This window comes from Pseudomonas sp. DTU12.1, assembly GCF_009873475.1.
In the GTDB taxonomy this organism is placed as follows: Bacteria; Pseudomonadota; Gammaproteobacteria; order Pseudomonadales; family Pseudomonadaceae; genus Aquipseudomonas; species Aquipseudomonas proteolytica.
This window is the reverse complement of the sequence record NZ_CP045254.1, coordinates 4767520-4783719: the sequence shown is the minus strand read 5'-3', so window position 1 is coordinate 4783719 and position 16200 is coordinate 4767520. Positions and strand designations below refer to the sequence as shown.

General features: G+C 61.1%; 14 protein-coding genes. 7 read left to right on the top strand and 7 right to left on the bottom strand.

What is annotated here, in order from left to right:
- Positions 1–52: 52 nt before the first annotated feature.
- The 4 genes from GDV60_RS21125 to gap form a co-directional block, all read right to left on the bottom strand.
- Positions 53–2620 carry a TonB-dependent receptor gene (locus GDV60_RS21125; protein WP_159908646.1) on the bottom strand — a complete coding sequence of 856 codons (2568 nt, stop codon included), beginning with the start codon at positions 2618–2620 and terminating at the stop codon, positions 53–55.
- A gap of 115 nt (positions 2621–2735) precedes the next feature.
- Positions 2736–3704: a FecR domain-containing protein gene (locus tag GDV60_RS21120; protein WP_029295411.1), complete on the bottom strand. Its 969-nt coding sequence runs from the start codon at positions 3702–3704 to the stop codon at positions 2736–2738.
- An 82-nt stretch (positions 3705–3786) separates the two neighbouring features.
- Complete coding sequence (locus tag GDV60_RS21115) at positions 3787–4305, bottom strand: RNA polymerase sigma factor (RefSeq protein WP_032862444.1); 519 nt, start codon at positions 4303–4305, stop codon at positions 3787–3789.
- 217 nt (positions 4306–4522) lie between these two features.
- Entirely contained in the window at positions 4523–5524 is a 1002-nt protein-coding gene (gene gap / locus GDV60_RS21110; RefSeq protein WP_029295415.1) for a type I glyceraldehyde-3-phosphate dehydrogenase, read from the bottom strand.
- A 221-nt stretch (positions 5525–5745) separates the two neighbouring features.
- On the opposite strand from gap, the gene edd reads away from it, so the two are divergent.
- The 4 genes from edd to GDV60_RS21090 all read left to right on the top strand — a co-directional run bounded on the left by edd (position 5746) and on the right by GDV60_RS21090 (position 10839).
- The gene (gene edd / locus GDV60_RS21105) at positions 5746–7572 is read left to right on the top strand and encodes a phosphogluconate dehydratase (protein ID WP_029295417.1); all 1827 of its coding nucleotides are present in this window, start codon (positions 5746–5748) and stop codon (positions 7570–7572) included.
- On the top strand, positions 7569–8525 hold the full coding sequence (locus GDV60_RS21100; protein ID WP_029295418.1) for a glucokinase: 957 nt from the start codon (positions 7569–7571) through the stop codon (positions 8523–8525). Before edd ends, GDV60_RS21100 begins: the two co-directional genes overlap by 4 nt.
- Positions 8526–8663: 138 nt before the next feature.
- Positions 8664–9395, top strand: a complete 732-nt coding sequence (locus GDV60_RS21095) for a response regulator (RefSeq protein ID WP_029295420.1) — start codon at positions 8664–8666, stop codon at positions 9393–9395.
- A gap of 16 nt (positions 9396–9411) precedes the next feature.
- Complete coding sequence (locus tag GDV60_RS21090; protein WP_166647890.1) at positions 9412–10839, top strand: ATP-binding protein; 1428 nt, start codon at positions 9412–9414, stop codon at positions 10837–10839.
- A 32-nt stretch (positions 10840–10871) separates the two neighbouring features.
- On the opposite strand, the gene GDV60_RS21085 is transcribed toward GDV60_RS21090, so the two are convergent.
- The gene (locus GDV60_RS21085) at positions 10872–11801 is read right to left on the bottom strand and encodes an AraC family transcriptional regulator (protein WP_029295424.1); all 930 of its coding nucleotides are present in this window, start codon (positions 11799–11801) and stop codon (positions 10872–10874) included.
- Positions 11802–12128: 327 nt separating this feature from the next.
- On the opposite strand from GDV60_RS21085, the gene GDV60_RS21080 reads away from it, so the two are divergent.
- Positions 12129–12470 (top strand): antibiotic biosynthesis monooxygenase family protein, encoded by a 342-nt coding sequence (locus GDV60_RS21080; protein WP_029295426.1) that lies wholly within the window; start codon positions 12129–12131, stop codon positions 12468–12470.
- A gap of 8 nt (positions 12471–12478) precedes the next feature.
- On the top strand, positions 12479–12760 hold the full coding sequence (locus GDV60_RS21075) for a hypothetical protein (protein ID WP_104910802.1): 282 nt from the start codon (positions 12479–12481) through the stop codon (positions 12758–12760).
- Positions 12761–12919: 159 nt separating this feature from the next.
- Here the strand turns inward: GDV60_RS21075 and GDV60_RS21070 are convergent, their stop codons facing one another.
- On the bottom strand, positions 12920–13552 hold the full coding sequence (locus tag GDV60_RS21070; protein ID WP_029295430.1) for a flavin reductase family protein: 633 nt from the start codon (positions 13550–13552) through the stop codon (positions 12920–12922).
- A gap of 189 nt (positions 13553–13741) precedes the next feature.
- Between GDV60_RS21070 and GDV60_RS21065 the strand changes: the two genes are divergently transcribed.
- On the top strand, positions 13742–14497 hold the full coding sequence (locus GDV60_RS21065) for a hypothetical protein (protein WP_104910801.1): 756 nt from the start codon (positions 13742–13744) through the stop codon (positions 14495–14497).
- Positions 14498–14562: 65 nt separating this feature from the next.
- Here the strand turns inward: GDV60_RS21065 and GDV60_RS21060 are convergent, their stop codons facing one another.
- Positions 14563–15882 (bottom strand): MFS transporter, encoded by a 1320-nt coding sequence (locus GDV60_RS21060; protein ID WP_029295432.1) that lies wholly within the window; start codon positions 15880–15882, stop codon positions 14563–14565.
- Between the last annotated feature and the right edge of the window lie 318 nt (positions 15883–16200).

The window sequence follows — 16200 nt, the reverse complement described above, 5'->3', positions numbered from 1 at the left end:
AAAAAAACCTCACCCCGCTGGCGATAAATCCGGCGGGGTGGGGTTGCAGGGATCAGATGTCCCAGATCAGGTTGATCGCGAAGTTGCGACCGGGCTGGGTCAGCCGGTCCAGGCTGGCCGGTGAGGTCACGCCGGCTTCACCCACACCGTCGTAGCTGCGCACGTCATCCCAGTTCCAGTATTTCTTGTCGGTCAGGTTGTACAGGCCGCCGTTGACGGTCAGATCGTTGGTGACTTTGTAGAAACCCGTCAGGTCGACAATGCCAAAGCCCGGGGTCTTGAACGGGCCGTTGGCGGTGATGCCGTCCGGTGCAAAGAAGGTGGTGCTGTCCACTCGATTCTGTTGCTTGACCAGGGTCCAACTGACCAGCGCACCGTAGTTATCCTGGTCGTAGCCCAGGCCAAACACACCCTTGAGCGGGTTGACGCTGTTCAGCGGCTGGCCGGTTTCGTCATTGCGACCGTGGGCGTACGCAATCGCGCCTTTGGTGTACAGGCCTTGCGGTGCGCCGAAGGCGTCCAGGTTCAAGCGGCCTTTGACTTCCATGCCCTTGATGGTGGCGCGCTTGATGTTGCCTGGCTGGAAGATGGTGCCAGACGGGCCCAGCGCGGCGTTGTCTTCGTCGATGAAGTCGCGGTACTTGTTGTAGAACACCGCGACGTCGAAATTACCGGCGTCGAAATTGCCACGAACCCCGGTTTCATAGCTCTTGCTGGTTTCCGGCTTGAGGTTGGAGTTGGGCTCGACGACATAGCCTACATCCAGGTTTTCAAAGCGGCCGTACAACGCTTTGGCCGAGGGTGTGCGGAAACCTTCGGCGTACTGGCCGAACCAGGTGTATTGCTCGGTCAACGCGTAGGTCACGCCGAGTTTCGGCGAGAAGCGGTGCCAGGTTTTATTCGAGTCGTCGTGGGGAAACTCACGGTCCGGGTCGGTGGTGTTGAGGAACTCTTCGGTCAGCTTGGGTTTGAGCTGGATGTAGTCGTAGCGCAGGCTGGGCAGGAAGGTCCAGTCGTTCCAGCTGATCTGATCCTGGGCGAACAGCGCGTAGCTGTTGATGGTTGGGTCAGGGAAGTCGCTGGCTTTTTTCACGCTGTCGCTGGGCGATGGGCTTGGGGCACCGATGGCCGTACAGCCGGCACCGACAGCCAGGCAGGTCGCCGCGCCTTCGCGCGAACCGGTGACTTTCTGTTGCTTGATCGTGGTGCCATAGGTCACGACATGATCGGTGTCGCCGATGGCGAAGGCTTTGTCCAGTTGGGCGTCGAACACCCACTGTTTTTCTTCGTAGAGAGTGTCACGGGTACGCAGCACGCGACGGCCCACCTGATAGATCTCGGCGGTGGACTGGTCGGTCTTGGCGATCTGGTAGTTGAGGCTGGTCTTGATGTGATCGGCAAACGGGGCGTCGAGTGCAAACTTGTTTTCCAGGCCAAAACGCTCGCGGGTGATGGTGTCGTTACCGCGACGGTCACGATAGAAGTTCATGCCTTGACCTTGAAGGAAAAGCCCACCCACCGCGCTTTTCTGATTGATGTCGCGATCGTCCTTGTACTTTTCGTACGTCAGGCCCAGGCGGTTTTCATCGCCGTAGTTCCAGCCCAGCTTGGCCAGCACGTTGGTGGTGCGTACGTCTTCCGGGTTGGCGCCGGTGCGGGCCAGGCCGGTGGCGTTGTTGCCGTTGTGGGACTCCATCTCGTGACCATTGCGCTGGCTCAGGTGCAGCAAGCCATCGAAGTCCTGGACGCGCCCGGCGACGGTGCCGGAGGTCAGCCAGCTTTCGTCGGCTGAGCTGTAGCCGGTCTTCAGGCGTGCGCCCACGTCCTGGCCGGGCTTGATGATGTCATCCGGGTCTAGGGTGAAGTAGCTGACGGCGCCGCCGATGGCGCTGCTGCCGTACAGGGCCGAGGCCGGGCCGCGGATGATTTCCACACGCTTGACGATTTCCGGGTCGACATAGTTGCGGCGGGTCTTGGCGTACGGGCCGTTGAAGAAGTTGTCCGGGACTTCTACGCCGTCCACCTGGGTGAGGATGCGGTCACCGTCGATACCACGGATGTTGTAGCCCGAATTACCGGAGCGGGTGCCGGCACCGCCGACCGAGACACCGGGCTCGTAGCGCACCAGTTCGCGGATGGTGTTGACGTTCTGGCGGTCCAGTTCCTCGCGCTCATGCACGCTGACGGTGCTGGGCACGCTATCGACCGCCTGTTCCGTGCGGGTGGCGCTGATGGTCATTTGTTGCAGGGTGATGGCACTCCCCGCCGTGCGCTTTTCCAGGACGATGTTGTTATTGCCCAGTTTGCGGTAGTTCAGATTGGTCCCCACCAACAGCCGGTCCAGGGCTTTTTCCGGGGTCAGCGAACCGCGCGCGCCGGGGGAGGAAACCCCTTGGCCCAGTTCGGCTGGCAGGCCGATCTGCCAGCCGGTGACGGCGGTAAAGGCGTTGAGTGCCGATACCAGGGGTTGCTGCTCGATGCTGAAAGTGTAATTGGCGTGGCTGCGCGCAGCGGGTTCGGCCGCATTGGCCGTGAGCACCGGGCTGCCGGCCAGCAGGATCGCGGCGGTCAGCAGGCACAGCGTGGGCGAAGAGGACCGGCGGTTGAAACGAGAGGACATCGAGAGCGCTCCGAGGGACGAGTCTTATAGTTGCGAGCCTGAATCAAATAGGAATCAGTTGCATTGGCTAAGACGAGACGTACCAGCAGGGACTATCGAGTAAAAATAATTATTCTCAGTTGAGAATGACTAGCGCCGGGAACTCCGAGAGCTTGGCGGAGGTGATGTGGGCCAGGGAGCGCACCACGTCCAGCGGCTGGTCCAGGCGGTAATTGCCGGTCACGGCGACGCTGGCCAATTGCTCATTGGTATTGACGATCCAGCCCGGGTAATAGCGCCGCAGCTCAGCCAGCACCTCGCTCATCGGGCAGTTTTCAAAGATCAGCCGGCCCTGGACCCACGCCAGTTCCTTGGTGGCATCGAGCTTGGCTGGTTGGCCGAAGCCCTTGGGGCCGACGCGGATGCTCTCGCCGGCACTCAGGCGCACCCGGTTGTTGCCGAAGGTGGTGCTCAGGTCGACATCCCCGCGTTGCACCTGGACCTGCGCCTCACCGTTGAGGTAGCGCACGGCAAATGCCGTATCGCTGACGCTGGCGCGCACCGGGCCGGCGTCGATTTGCAGGGGCAGGCCGCGGTTGGCGGCGACTTCGAAAAACGCCTCGCCCTGATACAGGCGGGCAATGCGCTGATGCTCGTCGATGGTGCTGGAAAACGCCGAATTGGTATTGAGCAGTACCTTGGAGCCGTCATCCAGTTGCAAGCGCTGGCGCTCGCCGACCACGGTCAAATGGTCGGCTTGCAGGCGTACCGGCAGGTTGCTGAAGCTGAACAGCCCGAGCAGCAACACCGCTGCTGTGGCCAAGGGCTTCCAGTGCGGTCTGATCCGCCGCCAGGCGCTGGGCTTGCGTGGTGCATTGAGGGCCACGGCGGCGCTGTGCACGGGCGCACCGCCCCAGGCGGCCTGGGCCTTGGCGAAGGCTTGGGCGTGACTCGGGTCGGCATCCAGCCAGGCCTGGAACTCGGCTTGCTGCCCTGGCTGCGGGCACTGCAACGCGATCAGCCAGTCGAGGGCTTGGTCCATAGCCGCATGTTGCAACACCTCATGAGCCAGCTCATGGGGATGCAGTTTGTTCGGGTCCGTCACGGTGTTCCTCGGGTCTTCGCCACGTTTTATTCAGTGTCTTGCGTATTTTTGCGACATTTCTGTCGGCTTGTCCCGACAAAGCTTAAGGGTGATCGAGTCGTTCGGCCACACCTATGCAGATGGCCATGATCAACTTCAGTTCCTTTTGCACGGTGCTCAACGACACTTGCAACTGGTCGGCGATCTCTTGATAGCTGCAGCCGTGCAGGCGGCTGAGGATGAAGATCTGCTGCTGGCGGGCGCTCAACTGCCCAAGGCTGACGCTCAGGTGCTCCAGTAATTGCTCGGCGTGGGCGGCATCTTCAGGGGTGGTGACAGGGGAGGCGACGCTTTGCAGGACGTCCATCGGGACATCTTCCTGCAAGGTGCGGGACTGGATCCTGCGCGAGCGCAGATGATCCAGAGCCAGGTTACGCGCGGTCTGGAACACGAAGGGTTCGAGGTGATCAATCGGTCGTTCGCTGAGGGCCCGCGTCACGCGCAGGTAGGTTTCCTGCAACAGGTCCTCGGCGGTGCTGTGGTTGTTCACCATCCGCTGCAGGGTTCGCAGCAGCACCAGCCGTTGGCTGAGGAAGACTTGATTGAAGCGAGATAGGCTCACGGGGGTACCAGACCGATAGGCAGTTAATGATAATGCTTATCATCAACGCAAATGGCAAGTATCACTTTGCTGCAATCTGCTCAACCCTGTAGGAGCGAGCTTGCTCGCGAAGATCGTCAACGATAACGCTGGCATCCTGAATGAGCGTGGCGCCTTTGCGTTTCTCGCGAGCAAGCTCGCTCCTACAGTGATCGGGTCGATCAGGTTTTCAGTGGAGTTATTCGGCGTTACACAGCGCCAGGCAGTTATCCAGCATGCGGTTGGAGAAGCCCCATTCGTTGTCGTACCAAGCCAATACCTTGAGCAGCTTGCCGCTGGACTTGGTGTGGTTGGCATCGAAGATCGACGACAGCGGGTTATGGTTGAAGTCGCTGGAAACCAGCGGCAAGGTGTTGTAACCGAGGATTTTCGAGTGTTGGCTGGCTTCCTTGAGCAGCGCGTTGACCTCATCGGCCGTGGCTTCTTTTTTCAATTGCACGGTCAGGTCCACCAGCGACACGTTGATCACCGGCACCCGCACCGCCATGCCGGTCAGCTTGCCGGCCAGTTCCGGGAGTACCAGGCCCACCGCCTCGGCGGCGCCGGTCTTGCTCGGGATCATGTTCTGCGTGGCCGAACGGGCGCGGTACGGGTCGGTGTGGTAGACGTCGGTCAGGTTCTGGTCATTGGTGTAGGCGTGGATGGTGGTCATCAGGCCGCTTTCAATGCCCAGTTCGCGGTGCAGCACCTGGGCGACAGGCGCCAGGCAGTTGGTGGTGCAGGACGCATTGGAGATGATCTGGTGCGATTGACGCAAAATGTCATGGTTCACCCCGTAGACCACGGTCGCATCCGCGCCCTTGGCCGGGGCAGAGATGATCACCTTGCGCGCACCGGCGCTAATATGGGCGGCAGCCTTGTCACGATCGGTGAACAGGCCGGTGCATTCGAACACCACGTCGATCTTGTGTGCAGCCCACGGCAGGTCGGCGGGGTTGCGAATGGCGCTGACGGCAATCCGGTCGCCATTGACGGTCAGGCTTTCCTGATCGTGAGCGACCTCTGCATCGAAAGTGCCATGGACGGTGTCGTATTTGAGCAGGTGGGCATTGATCGAACTGTCGCCCAGATCGTTGATGGCGACGATCTGCAAATCCTGGCGGTAGCCTTGGGTATAAAGTGCGCGCAGGACGTTGCGGCCAATGCGGCCAAAACCATTGATTGCAATTCGAAGAGTCATTTGAAAGCGCCTGTCGTCGATTTGTTGTAAGAATTACAAGATTATTCGCATAAAAATAGAAAACAAGCCTTTTTAGTGGCAATATTTTGTTCAATCTACAACGAGTGACCTGAATCAACTGGTCCGATTGGTCAAGTAACTCCCTGCCAACCTCTGCGCGGCGGGCTTTTGACCAGCATAGACTTTCAGGTCGCCACATCCGTTAGCCTGGAGTTCTACACATGCATCCCCGCGTACTTGAGGTCACCGAACGCCTTATCGCCCGCAGCCGGGCAACCCGTGAGGCGTACCTTGCGCTGATTCGCGGCGCGGCCAGCGACGGGCCGATGCGCGGCAAGCTGCAATGCGCCAACTTTGCCCACGGCGTGGCCGGATGCGGCACCGAAGACAAAAACAGCCTGCGAATGATGAACGCTGCCAACGTGGCAATTGTTTCGTCATATAACGACATGCTCTCGGCGCACCAGCCCTACGAACACTTCCCGGAACAGATCAAGAAAGCCCTGCGCGAGGTTGGCTCGGTCGGCCAGTTCGCCGGTGGCACCCCGGCCATGTGCGACGGCGTGACCCAGGGCGAGCCTGGGATGGAGCTGAGCCTGCTGAGCCGCGAAGTGATTGCCATGTCCACGGCGGTAGCGCTGTCCCACAACATGTTCGACGCCGCGCTGATGCTGGGGATCTGCGACAAGATCGTCCCGGGCCTGATGATGGGCGCCCTGCGTTATGGCCACCTGCCGATGATCTTTGTGCCCGGCGGGCCGATGCCGTCGGGGATCTCCAACAAGCAGAAGGCCGACGTGCGCCAGCGCTACGCCGAAGGCAAGGCCAGCCGTGAAGAGCTGCTGGAGTCGGAGATGAAGTCCTACCACAGCCCCGGCACCTGCACCTTCTACGGCACCGCCAACACCAACCAGTTGCTGATGGAAGTCATGGGCCTGCACCTGCCGGGCGCCTCGTTCGTCAACCCGTACACGCCGCTGCGTGATGCGCTGACCCGTGAAGCCGCGCACCAGGTCACGCGCTTGACCAAGGCCAATGGCAACTTCACGCCGATTGGCGAGATCGTCGACGAAAAATCCCTGGTCAACTCCATCGTCGCCCTCAACGCCACCGGCGGCTCGACCAACCACACCCTGCATATGCCAGCCATCGCCATGGCGGCGGGGATCATCCTCACCTGGCAGGACATGGCCGACCTCTCGGAAGTGGTGCCGACCCTGTCCCACGTCTATCCGAACGGCAAGGCTGACATCAACCACTTCCAGGCGGCGGGCGGCATGTCGTTCCTGATCCGCGAGCTGCTGGAAGCCGGGCTGCTCCACGAAGACGTCAACACCGTCGCCGGCCATGGCCTGAGCCGCTACACCCGCGAACCCTTCCTGGTGGACGGCGAACTGATCTGGCGCGAAGGCCCGATCGAAAGCCTCGACGAAACCATCCTGCGCCCCGTCGCCCGTGCCTTCTCCCCGGAGGGCGGCTTGCGTGTGATGCAAGGCAACCTCGGCCGTGGGGTAATGAAAGTCTCGGCGGTGGCCCTCGAACATCAAATCGTCGAAGCGCCGGCCGTGGTGTTCCAGGACCAGCAGGACCTGGCCGATGCGTTCAAGGCCGGCCAGTTGGAGAAGGATTTCGTCGCCGTGATGCGCTTCCAGGGCCCGCGCTCCAATGGCATGCCGGAATTGCACAAGATGACGCCGTTCCTCGGCGTGCTCCAGGACCGTGGCTTCAAGGTGGCACTGGTGACAGACGGGCGCATGTCCGGCGCCTCGGGTAAGATTCCCGCCGCGATTCACGTCAGCCCCGAAGCGCAGCGCGGTGGGGCGCTGGCGCGGGTCAGGGATGGCGATATCATTCGCGTCGATGGCGTCAAAGGCACCCTGGAGCTTAAGGTGGACGCCGAAGAATTTGCAGCGCGCGCGCCTGCCACGGGCCTGTTGGGCAATAACGTGGGGGCCGGTCGCGAGCTGTTTGCATTTATGCGTCTGGCCGCAAGCTCCGCAGAGCAGGGCGCCAGCGCCTTTACCTCTGCCCTGGAGACACTTAAGTGAAGCTTGCGCTGGTAGGTGATATTGGCGGTACCAACGCCCGGTTCGCGTTGTGGCGGGACCAGGCACTGCATTCGATCCGAGTGTTGGCCACGGCGGATCACGCCAGCCCCGAGGAAGCGATCAAGGTCTACCTCGCCGAGGAAGGCTTGGAGCCGGGCTCCATAGGCGCGGTGTGCCTGTCGGTCGCCGGGCCTGTAAGCGGTGATGAGTTCAAGTTCACCAACAACCACTGGCGCCTGAGCAAGACCGCGTTCTGCAAGGCCCTGCAAGTGGACGAGCTACTGCTGGTCAATGACTTCTCGGCCATGGCCCTGGGCATGACCCGCCTGCAACCCGACGAATACCGCGTGGTGTGCGCCGGCACCCCGGAACCATGGCGCCCGGCGGTGGTGATTGGCCCTGGAACGGGCTTGGGCGTGGGCACCTTGCTCGACCTGGGCGCCGGCCGTTGGGCAGCGTTGCCGGGGGAGGGCGGGCATGTCGACCTGCCCTTGAGCAGCCCCCGGGAAACCCAGTTGTGGCAGCACATCTACAACGAGATCGGGCATGTCAGCGCCGAAACGGCCCTGAGCGGCGGCGGATTGCCACGTTTGTACCGGGCGATCTGTGCGGTGGATGGTCATCCGGCGGTATTGGAAACCCCAGAGGCGATTACAGCGGCGGGGCTGGCTGGCGATCCGGTTGCGCTGGAGGTCCTCGACCAGTTCAGCATCTGGCTGGGCCGCGTCGCCGGCAATAACGTGCTGACCACGGGTGCCCGGGGCGGTGTGTATATCGTGGGTGGGGTGATCCCGCGGTTTGCCGAGTTTTTTATCAACAGTGGCTTTGCCAAGAGCTTTGCTGACAAAGGCTGCATGAGTGACTACTTCAAGGGGATCCCGGTGTGGTTGGTGACGGCGCCGTATTCGGGGTTGACCGGCGCGGGTGTGGCGCTCGAACAGGCATTTGCGTAGGCAGTGATGGCCTCATCGCGGGCAAGCCCGCTCCCACAGGAGAATGCATTCCAAAGGTGGGAGCGGGCTTGCCCGCGATGAGGCCCCTGAGAACAACCCATGCTTCAAGGCTTGGCCCATAACAACAAGGAGGCCCCCGTGAGCGTAATCAGTAAATCCATTCTCCTCGTCGATGACGACGAGGAAATCCGCGAGTTGCTGCAAACCTACCTCAGCCGCGCCGGCTTCCAGGTGCGGGGCGTGCCCAATGGCGCGGGGTTTCGCCAGGCCATGGACGAGGCTCCGTGCGACTTGGTGATCCTCGACGTGATGCTGCCCGACGAAGACGGCTTCAGCCTCTGCCGCTGGGTACGCCAGCACCCGCGCCAGGCCCAGGTGCCGATCATCATGCTCACCGCCAGTTCCGACGAAGCCGACCGGGTCATCGGCCTGGAACTGGGCGCCGACGATTACATCGGCAAACCTTTCAGCCCGCGAGAGTTGCAGGCCCGCATCAAGGCCCTGCTGCGCCGCTGCCAGTTTGGCCAGGAACGTACCGGCGGCGATGTGCTGGTGTTCGATGAGTGGCGGCTGGATATGATCAGCCATCGGCTGTTTCACCTCGATGGTGAGGAAGTCATCCTGTCCGGTGCCGACTTTGCCCTGCTCAAGCTGTTCCTTGATCATCCGCAGCAAATCCTTGATCGCGACACCATTGGCAACGCCACCCGTGGCCGTGACCTGATGCCCCTCGATCGAATTGTGGATATGGCGGTCAGCCGCCTGCGACAACGCCTACGCGATACCGAGAAACCTCCACGGCTGATCCGCACCGTACGTGGCAGCGGTTACCAACTGGCGGCCAGTGTGGTTGCCAGCAATGCCCACTGAGCGCCGGCGTATTCCGGTGCCGCGCTCATTGCTGGGGCGCATGCTGCTGCTGACCCTGTTGGCAGTGCTGTTTGCCCAGGCTTTATCCAGTGTGATCTGGGTGTCGCAATTGCGCGCTACCCAGCTCGAAGGCCTGGTCACCAGCGCCCGCAGCCTGGCCCACTCGATGACTGCCAGCGTCAGCTATTTCCGCTCACTGCCGGTGGCTTATCGGCCGCTGGTGCTTGACCAGTTGCGCAGCATGGGCGGTACGCGCTTTGTCGTAACGCTCAACGACAAGCCCCTGGATATGCAGATCCTGCCGCAAACCCCGCGCAAACAGGCGGTGCTCGGTGCCGTGGATGAAGTACTGCGCCAGACCCTGGGCAGTGACGTGCATTTTTCGGTGGAGTTTGTCAGTGCCGAAGACCTGCGCATTTTCAATGCCGGGCTCAAGCTTGATGAGTTGCCACGTTCCTGGGCGCATTACGCACTGACCCTGGAACCGGTCAACCCGCCGGTGCTGGTGACGCAGATCGAGTTGGGCGCCGGCGAGTGGCTGTATATCGCCTCGTTGCTGCCCGAACCCTACACCAGCCTCGAAGAACAGGGCCTGCCCTCCCAACAGGTGTGGTTTATCGTGCTGACCAGTGGTTTCCTGCTGCTGTTTATCGGTTTGCTGGTGCATTGGCAGAGCCGGCCGCTCAAGCGCCTGGCGCGGGCGGCGCGGGACCTGTCCCTGGGCGCCGACGTGGAACCGGTGGCCGAAGGTGGTGGTAGCGAAGTGGTGGAAGTGGGGCGTGCGTTCAATGCCATGCGCGAGCGGATCAGCCGCTACCTGACCGAACGCAGCCAGTTGTTCAGCGCAATTTCCCACGACCTGCGCACGCCGATCACACGCCTGCGGCTGCGCGTGGAGCTGCTGGAAGATGAAAAGCTGCAAGCCAAGTTCGGCCGTGACCTGGATGAGCTGGAACTGCTGGTCAAGGGCGCGTTGCAGTGCGTCAAGGACACCGATATCCACGAGAACATCGAGCCGGTGGACCTCAATCATGTGCTCGACTGTCTGGTGGAGCCGTACCTGGCGCCCCATGGCAATGGGCGGGTGACGCAGCACGGTCGGGCGCTGACGGCCTACCCGGGCAAGCCGCTGGCGCTCAAGCGCTGCATTGGCAACCTGATCGACAATGCTTTGAAGTACGGGCAGAACGCTCACCTGCGTATCGAGGACGATGGTGCGCAGTTCATCCTGCATGTGGATGACGAGGGGCCGGGTGTGCCGGAACAGCGTTTGGAACAGGTCTTCGAACCGCACTTTCGCCTGGCCGGTCAGCAGCAGGGCTATGGCTTGGGGTTGGGAATTGCACGCAATATCGCCCACAGCCATGGCGGCGAAGTCAGCCTGCAGAATTTGCGCGAAGGTGGCCTACGGGTGACCTTGCAACTGCCCCGGACCCTGGACTAAACAACACCGCGTCACCCTGTAGGAGCGCTGGGTCAGATGCTCTGGCGTAGCCTGGCCAAGTCGCGCAACGGCGGCGCGCCAAACAACCGGCTGTATTCCCGGCTGAACTGCGACGGGCTTTCATACCCCACCCGATACCCCGCCGCCGAGGCCTCCAGGCCTTCGGCGATCATCAGCCGTCGTGCTTCCTGCAGGCGTAGCTGTTTCTGATACTGCAGCGGGCTCATGGCGGTGATGGCCTTGAAGCGATGGTGCAGGGTCGACACGCTCAGATTCACTTCCTTGGCCAGGTCGTCGATGCGCAGCGGTTGTTCGTAGTTACCGTTCAACCAGGTGATCGCACGGCTGACCCGATGGCTTTGGCTATTGGCCACGGCAATTTCGTACAGGCGATAGCCCTGTGGCCCACGCAGCAGACGGTAGAGAATTTCGCGATTGATCAACGGCGCCAACATCGCGATGTCTTTGGGCGTATCCAGCAGGCGTGCCAGGCGCAGTACGGCATCAAGCAACTGGGTGTCGATCCGGTCGACATACATCCCGCGCGATGTCGGGCGTGTAGGCACGCCCATCGGGCCGGCTTCGGCAATCAAGGCGGTCAGTTGCGCCGGGTCGATATTGATCCGCACCGACAGGTTGGGGTCTTCGGGCGTGGCGTCGATGACCCGCCCGGCCACCGGCATTGCGACCGAGAACACCAGGTAGTTGAGCGGATCGTAGGCAAAGATTTCGTCGGCCAGGCGCACCTCCTTGCTGCCGTTGGCGAGGATGCACAGGGCGGGTTCCACCAGCACCGGCATGAAATCGCGCGGCGTGTTGTGGCGGTTCAGGTACAACGAAGTGATCGCCGTGCCGTAGGAACCGTCCTCCCAGGTATGCCTGTGCACGATACCGGCCAGTTCGGCGCGCTGTTTTTCCATCTCGGCATCGAGGGGAATGGACTGCTGTTCGGGCGACGACATGGGGCGTCCTCTGCATGCTTCTTTGATGGGCACAGCTTAGCGGTGCCTGTTGCAGTCGTGTTAGGTCGATTCTGCACAATCCTTGCCTGATCCTGCGGCGCGTCTTGAATCAGGCAAGCCCGTGGCCTGTCATCTCCCTGAAACAAGGCGCCGATGCGTGGAATAAAGCCGGGCGCCAAACCGTCTTTCCAGGCTTCTGGCAGGATTGTGCAATAAGCCGGCAGGAATCGACTAACCGGCCAGGGGCAGGCGCCCGTATCTTTGACCCTGTGGCAGCACGCCCTCACAGTGCTTGCCGAGCATCACTTCTCAACGGGAGAGTCGAACATGTCCACCCCCATTCCCGCGAGCCATATGGCCTTTATCCGCGCCCGCAGCGGGTGCAGCACCGAACTGGGTGCGCGCTTGAGCAGTTTGATCGAACCGGGCCGCCAGGCTCAGGGTTGCCTGCAATTCTCGTTGCAGCACTCTCAGGTTGACCCCGATGTATGGTTGGTCTCAGGTTTCTGGAGCAGTGAACAGGCGATGAGTGCCTACTTCAACTCGCCGGCCTTGATGCTGTTTACCGAGCTGTTGAACGACATGGTCGTGCGCAGCATGGACTTCCAGACCTTCACCGACGCATCCGCCGCCAATGCCTACGGCGAGTACCTGCAATTGGCCGGTTAGGGTTTAGAATGGCCGACTTTCCATTGGCCAGGACCTGCAACATGGCACGTAAAGAGTTTGCCCACCACGAAGCTGTTTCCGCCCTAGTGCGTGAAGACCAGGGGGGCTATAGCGCCGCCATCGCCGTCAAGGCACTGGATGGCATGAGCGCCCCGCGCTTTCACAAGATCCTCGATGGCCAATTGTTCAAGACTGCTGATGACGCTGACGATGCAGCGGCCCAGCAATTGGAGCGCTTGATCGATATCGATGAAGAGGGTCAGTTGGCCTGGGCGATCGCAGCAAACTAAAGAGCGCCACCGACCCAGCTGTGGGGTTCTGTGTGGGAGCGGGCTTGCCCGCGATGACTGAGTGTCAGTCGATACATGAGTCGACTGATACACCGCTATCGCGGGCAAGCCCGCTCCCACACAAGCCCGCTCCCACATTTTTAATTGCATTCCATCCAATCAGGGTTTGCCGGCACCCGGGCGGTACATCTTGAACAGCGCTTCCGGGCCCAGTTGGAAGTAATCCGCCGGCCCACCACCTCGCAGAATCGGCTCGGCAGCCGCCGTGTCGTATACCCCATCCTTGAGCAGCCATTTGGCAATATGCACCGCGACCACTTCGCCAAGCACCAGCCAACTGGGCACCAGTTCCTTGTCAGCCCGCTGCAGCTGAATGATCTGCGTCACCTTGCACTCGAACGACACCGGGCTTTCGCCCACTCGGGGCACGGCAATCACCTTGGACGCCACCGGCGTCAGCCCGGCCAGTTCAAACTCGTTGACCTCGGGTGACACGGCGGCGCAGCTCTGGTTCATCTGCTCGGCCAGTGGGCGCGTGGCCAGGTTCCAGACAAATTCGCCGGTCTGCTCGATGTTGTTCAGGCTGTCTTTGCGCCCGACGCTGGAAAAACCAATGATCGGCGGAATGTAGTTGAACGCGTTGAAAAAACTGTAGGGCGCCAGGTTCAGGCGGCCTTCGTTGTCCTGGGAGGAAATCCAGCCAATTGGCCGCGGGCCGACGATGGCGTTGAACGGGTCATGGGGCAGGCCGTGGCCGTTGGCGGGTTCGTAGAAATGGATATCGTCGGGCATGGACGGGGTTCCTGCGGCGGGAAAAGCGCAATAGTGCAGGCCCAAGGGCAGGATTTCTACCGACCGTATGGAATTTTCATTTATCGCCCACCTATTTTTCACCGCTGCACGGCCAGTCTGCACGCCAGGTCGATACCCCCCCCCCCCTGAGTCGGCCTTTCGAGACTGAACTCTGGAGCCTTCTGCACAATGAACAAACTTCCTCAGATTACCCTGGCGTTCTGGGTCATGAAGATCTGTGCGACCACCCTCGGCGAAACCGCCGGGGACTTGTTGTCGATGACCTTGAACGTCGGCTATGCCATCAGTTCGATGATCCTGCTCAGTGTGTTCCTGATCACATTGCTGACGCAGTTATGGTCGAAAACCTACAATCCGGTGCTGTACTGGATCGTGATTTTGTCGACGAGTACGGCGGGCACCACTATGTCCGATTTTATGGACCGCACCTTGGGCCTGGGGTACGCCTGCGGCTCGATGATTCTGATTGTCCTGTTGCTGATGGTCTTCGCGCTCTGGCACTTGAGCGGCAATTCGCTGAACGTGAATAAGGTGCAGACCCCGCGCGGCGAGTTGTTCTACTGGGTGGCAATCCTGCTCTCCAACACCCTGGGTACGGCGCTAGGGGATTTCCTCGCCGACGACTCGGGGCTGGGCTTTGCCGGCGGTGCCATGTTGATCGGCGCGAGTATCCTGCTGGTGGTGGCGCTCAAGTACTGCACGACGGTTTCGTCGGTGGTGTTGTTCTGGGTAGCGTTTGTCTTGACCCGCCCCTTTGGCGCGACCCTCGGGGACTTCCTGACCAAACCCCATGAGAAGGGCGGCCTGGACTTTGGCACGGTTGGCTCGTCGGCGGTGCTGGCGGCGGTGCTGTTGTTGATGATCGCCGGTGCCTGGTATGTACAGCGCCGGGACAACCGCCAGCCGCTGGCTGAGCTGTCCTGACACAGGATGAAAAAAGGGGCCATGTCATTGCATGACATGGCCCCTTTTCTACACCTGGCGAACGGTCAGTCCGTGGTAATCCGCGAATGCTTGCGGGTGTCTTTCATGGTGATGTAGACCAGCAACGACACGGCAATACACGCGGTCACGTACCAGTAGTAGCCGGTTTCCATGCCGATGCTCTTGAACCACAGCGCGATGTATTCGGCGGTGCCGCCGAAGATCGACACGGTCAGTGCGTAAGGCAGGCCTACACCCAGTGCACGGATTTCGGTAGGGAACAGCTCGGCCTTCACCACCGCGTTGATCGAGGTGTAGCCGCTGACGATGATCAGCGCCGCCATGATCAGGAAGAACGCACCCCACCAGGTCTGGACGGTGTGCAGGGTGGTGAGGATCGGCACGGTGAACAGCGTCCCGAGGATGCCGAAGGCAATCAGGATCGGTCGGCGACCGACCTTGTCCGACAGGCCGCCGACAATCGGTTGCAAGCACATGAACAGGAACAGCGTGGCCGCAGAAATGGTGGTGGAGTCGGAGATGCTCATGCCGACGGTGTTCACCAGGTACTTCTGCATATAGGTGGTGTAGGTGTAGAAGGCCAGGGTGCCGCCCATGGTCAGGCCGACCACGGTCATCAGTTCCTTGGGGTGGCGCATCAAGGTGCGCATGGCGCTTTCCTTGGCTTTTTCCTTCTTGGTGAACGATTCGGTTTCTTCCATGCCGCGTCGCAGGTACAGGGCCACCACCGCGCACAGGGCACCAATGGCGAACGGGATACGCCAGCCCCAGGCATACAGTTCTTCGGTGGTGAGGAGCTGTTGCAGCACGATCAGCACCGCCAATGCGATGAGCTGGCCAGAGATCAGGGTCACGTATTGGAAGCTGGAGTAGAAACCGCGACGTTCCTTGGTCGCCATCTCGCTGAGGTAAGTGGCGGAGGTGCCGTATTCGCCGCCCACCGACAGGCCCTGCAGCAAACGGGCAAATACCAGCAGGATCGGCGCGCCGATACCGATGATTTCATAGCCCGGGCTCAGGGCAATCAGCAATGAGCCGAAGCACATCAGGTAGACAGAGGCCATCAGGGCCTTTTTACGCCCGACTTTGTCAGCGTACAGCCCCATCAACCAGCCGCCGATCGGGCGCATCAGGAAGCCTACGGCGAAGATCGCGGCGGTATTGAGCAGTTGGGCAGTGGTGTCGCCTTTCGGGAAGAAGGTTTTTGCGAAGTACAGCGAGAAGGCGGCGTAGACGTACCAGTCGTACCACTCGACCATGTTGCCGACCGATCCGCTGAAGATCGACTTGATCCGGCTGGAGGTAGTGCGTTCTTTTGCCGGCACGGCGGCCGACCCCAGAGGCAGGGAGTTGGAGTTATCCATTGAAGGATCCTTCATGTCATTGTTTTTGTGGAGCGCGCGTCAGCGCAGCCTGGCGCAAGCTATAGCAGGAGCTGTGCCAAGCGGGTGAAAGCCCGGTTTAGAAGGGTTGGGGGGATTTTTTGAGCGGAAAGTCGCTGATGATTTCTGGGTGATGAGCGGAAATCCGCTTATGGCGGCTGTGCTTATCGCTGCATCGGTATCTACACAACTTTGCTGCAACGCCTAAATCCAGGCAGATAGCGCAGTTGTGGCGAGCGGGCTTGCCCCGCGCTGGGCTGCGAAGCAGCCCCAATAAGCAGAATGCGTTGTACCAGATAC

Coding starts and splice junctions, on each gene's coding strand:
- GDV60_RS21125 (WP_159908646.1), bottom strand. CDS start 2,620: ATGTCCTCTCGTTTCAACCGCCGGTCCTCTTCGCCCACGCTGTGCCTG.
- GDV60_RS21085 (WP_029295424.1), bottom strand. CDS start 11,801: ATGTCGTCGCCCGAACAGCAGTCCATTCCCCTCGATGCCGAGATGGAA.
- edd (WP_029295417.1), top strand. CDS start 5,746: ATGCATCCCCGCGTACTTGAGGTCACCGAACGCCTTATCGCCCGCAGC.
- GDV60_RS21075 (WP_104910802.1), top strand. CDS start 12,479: ATGGCCGACTTTCCATTGGCCAGGACCTGCAACATGGCACGTAAAGAG.
- GDV60_RS21065 (WP_104910801.1), top strand. CDS start 13,742: ATGAACAAACTTCCTCAGATTACCCTGGCGTTCTGGGTCATGAAGATC.
- GDV60_RS21080 (WP_029295426.1), top strand. CDS start 12,129: ATGTCCACCCCCATTCCCGCGAGCCATATGGCCTTTATCCGCGCCCGC.
- GDV60_RS21060 (WP_029295432.1), bottom strand. CDS start 15,882: ATGGATAACTCCAACTCCCTGCCTCTGGGGTCGGCCGCCGTGCCGGCA.
- GDV60_RS21070 (WP_029295430.1), bottom strand. CDS start 13,552: ATGCCCGACGATATCCATTTCTACGAACCCGCCAACGGCCACGGCCTG.
- gap (WP_029295415.1), bottom strand. CDS start 5,524: ATGACTCTTCGAATTGCAATCAATGGTTTTGGCCGCATTGGCCGCAAC.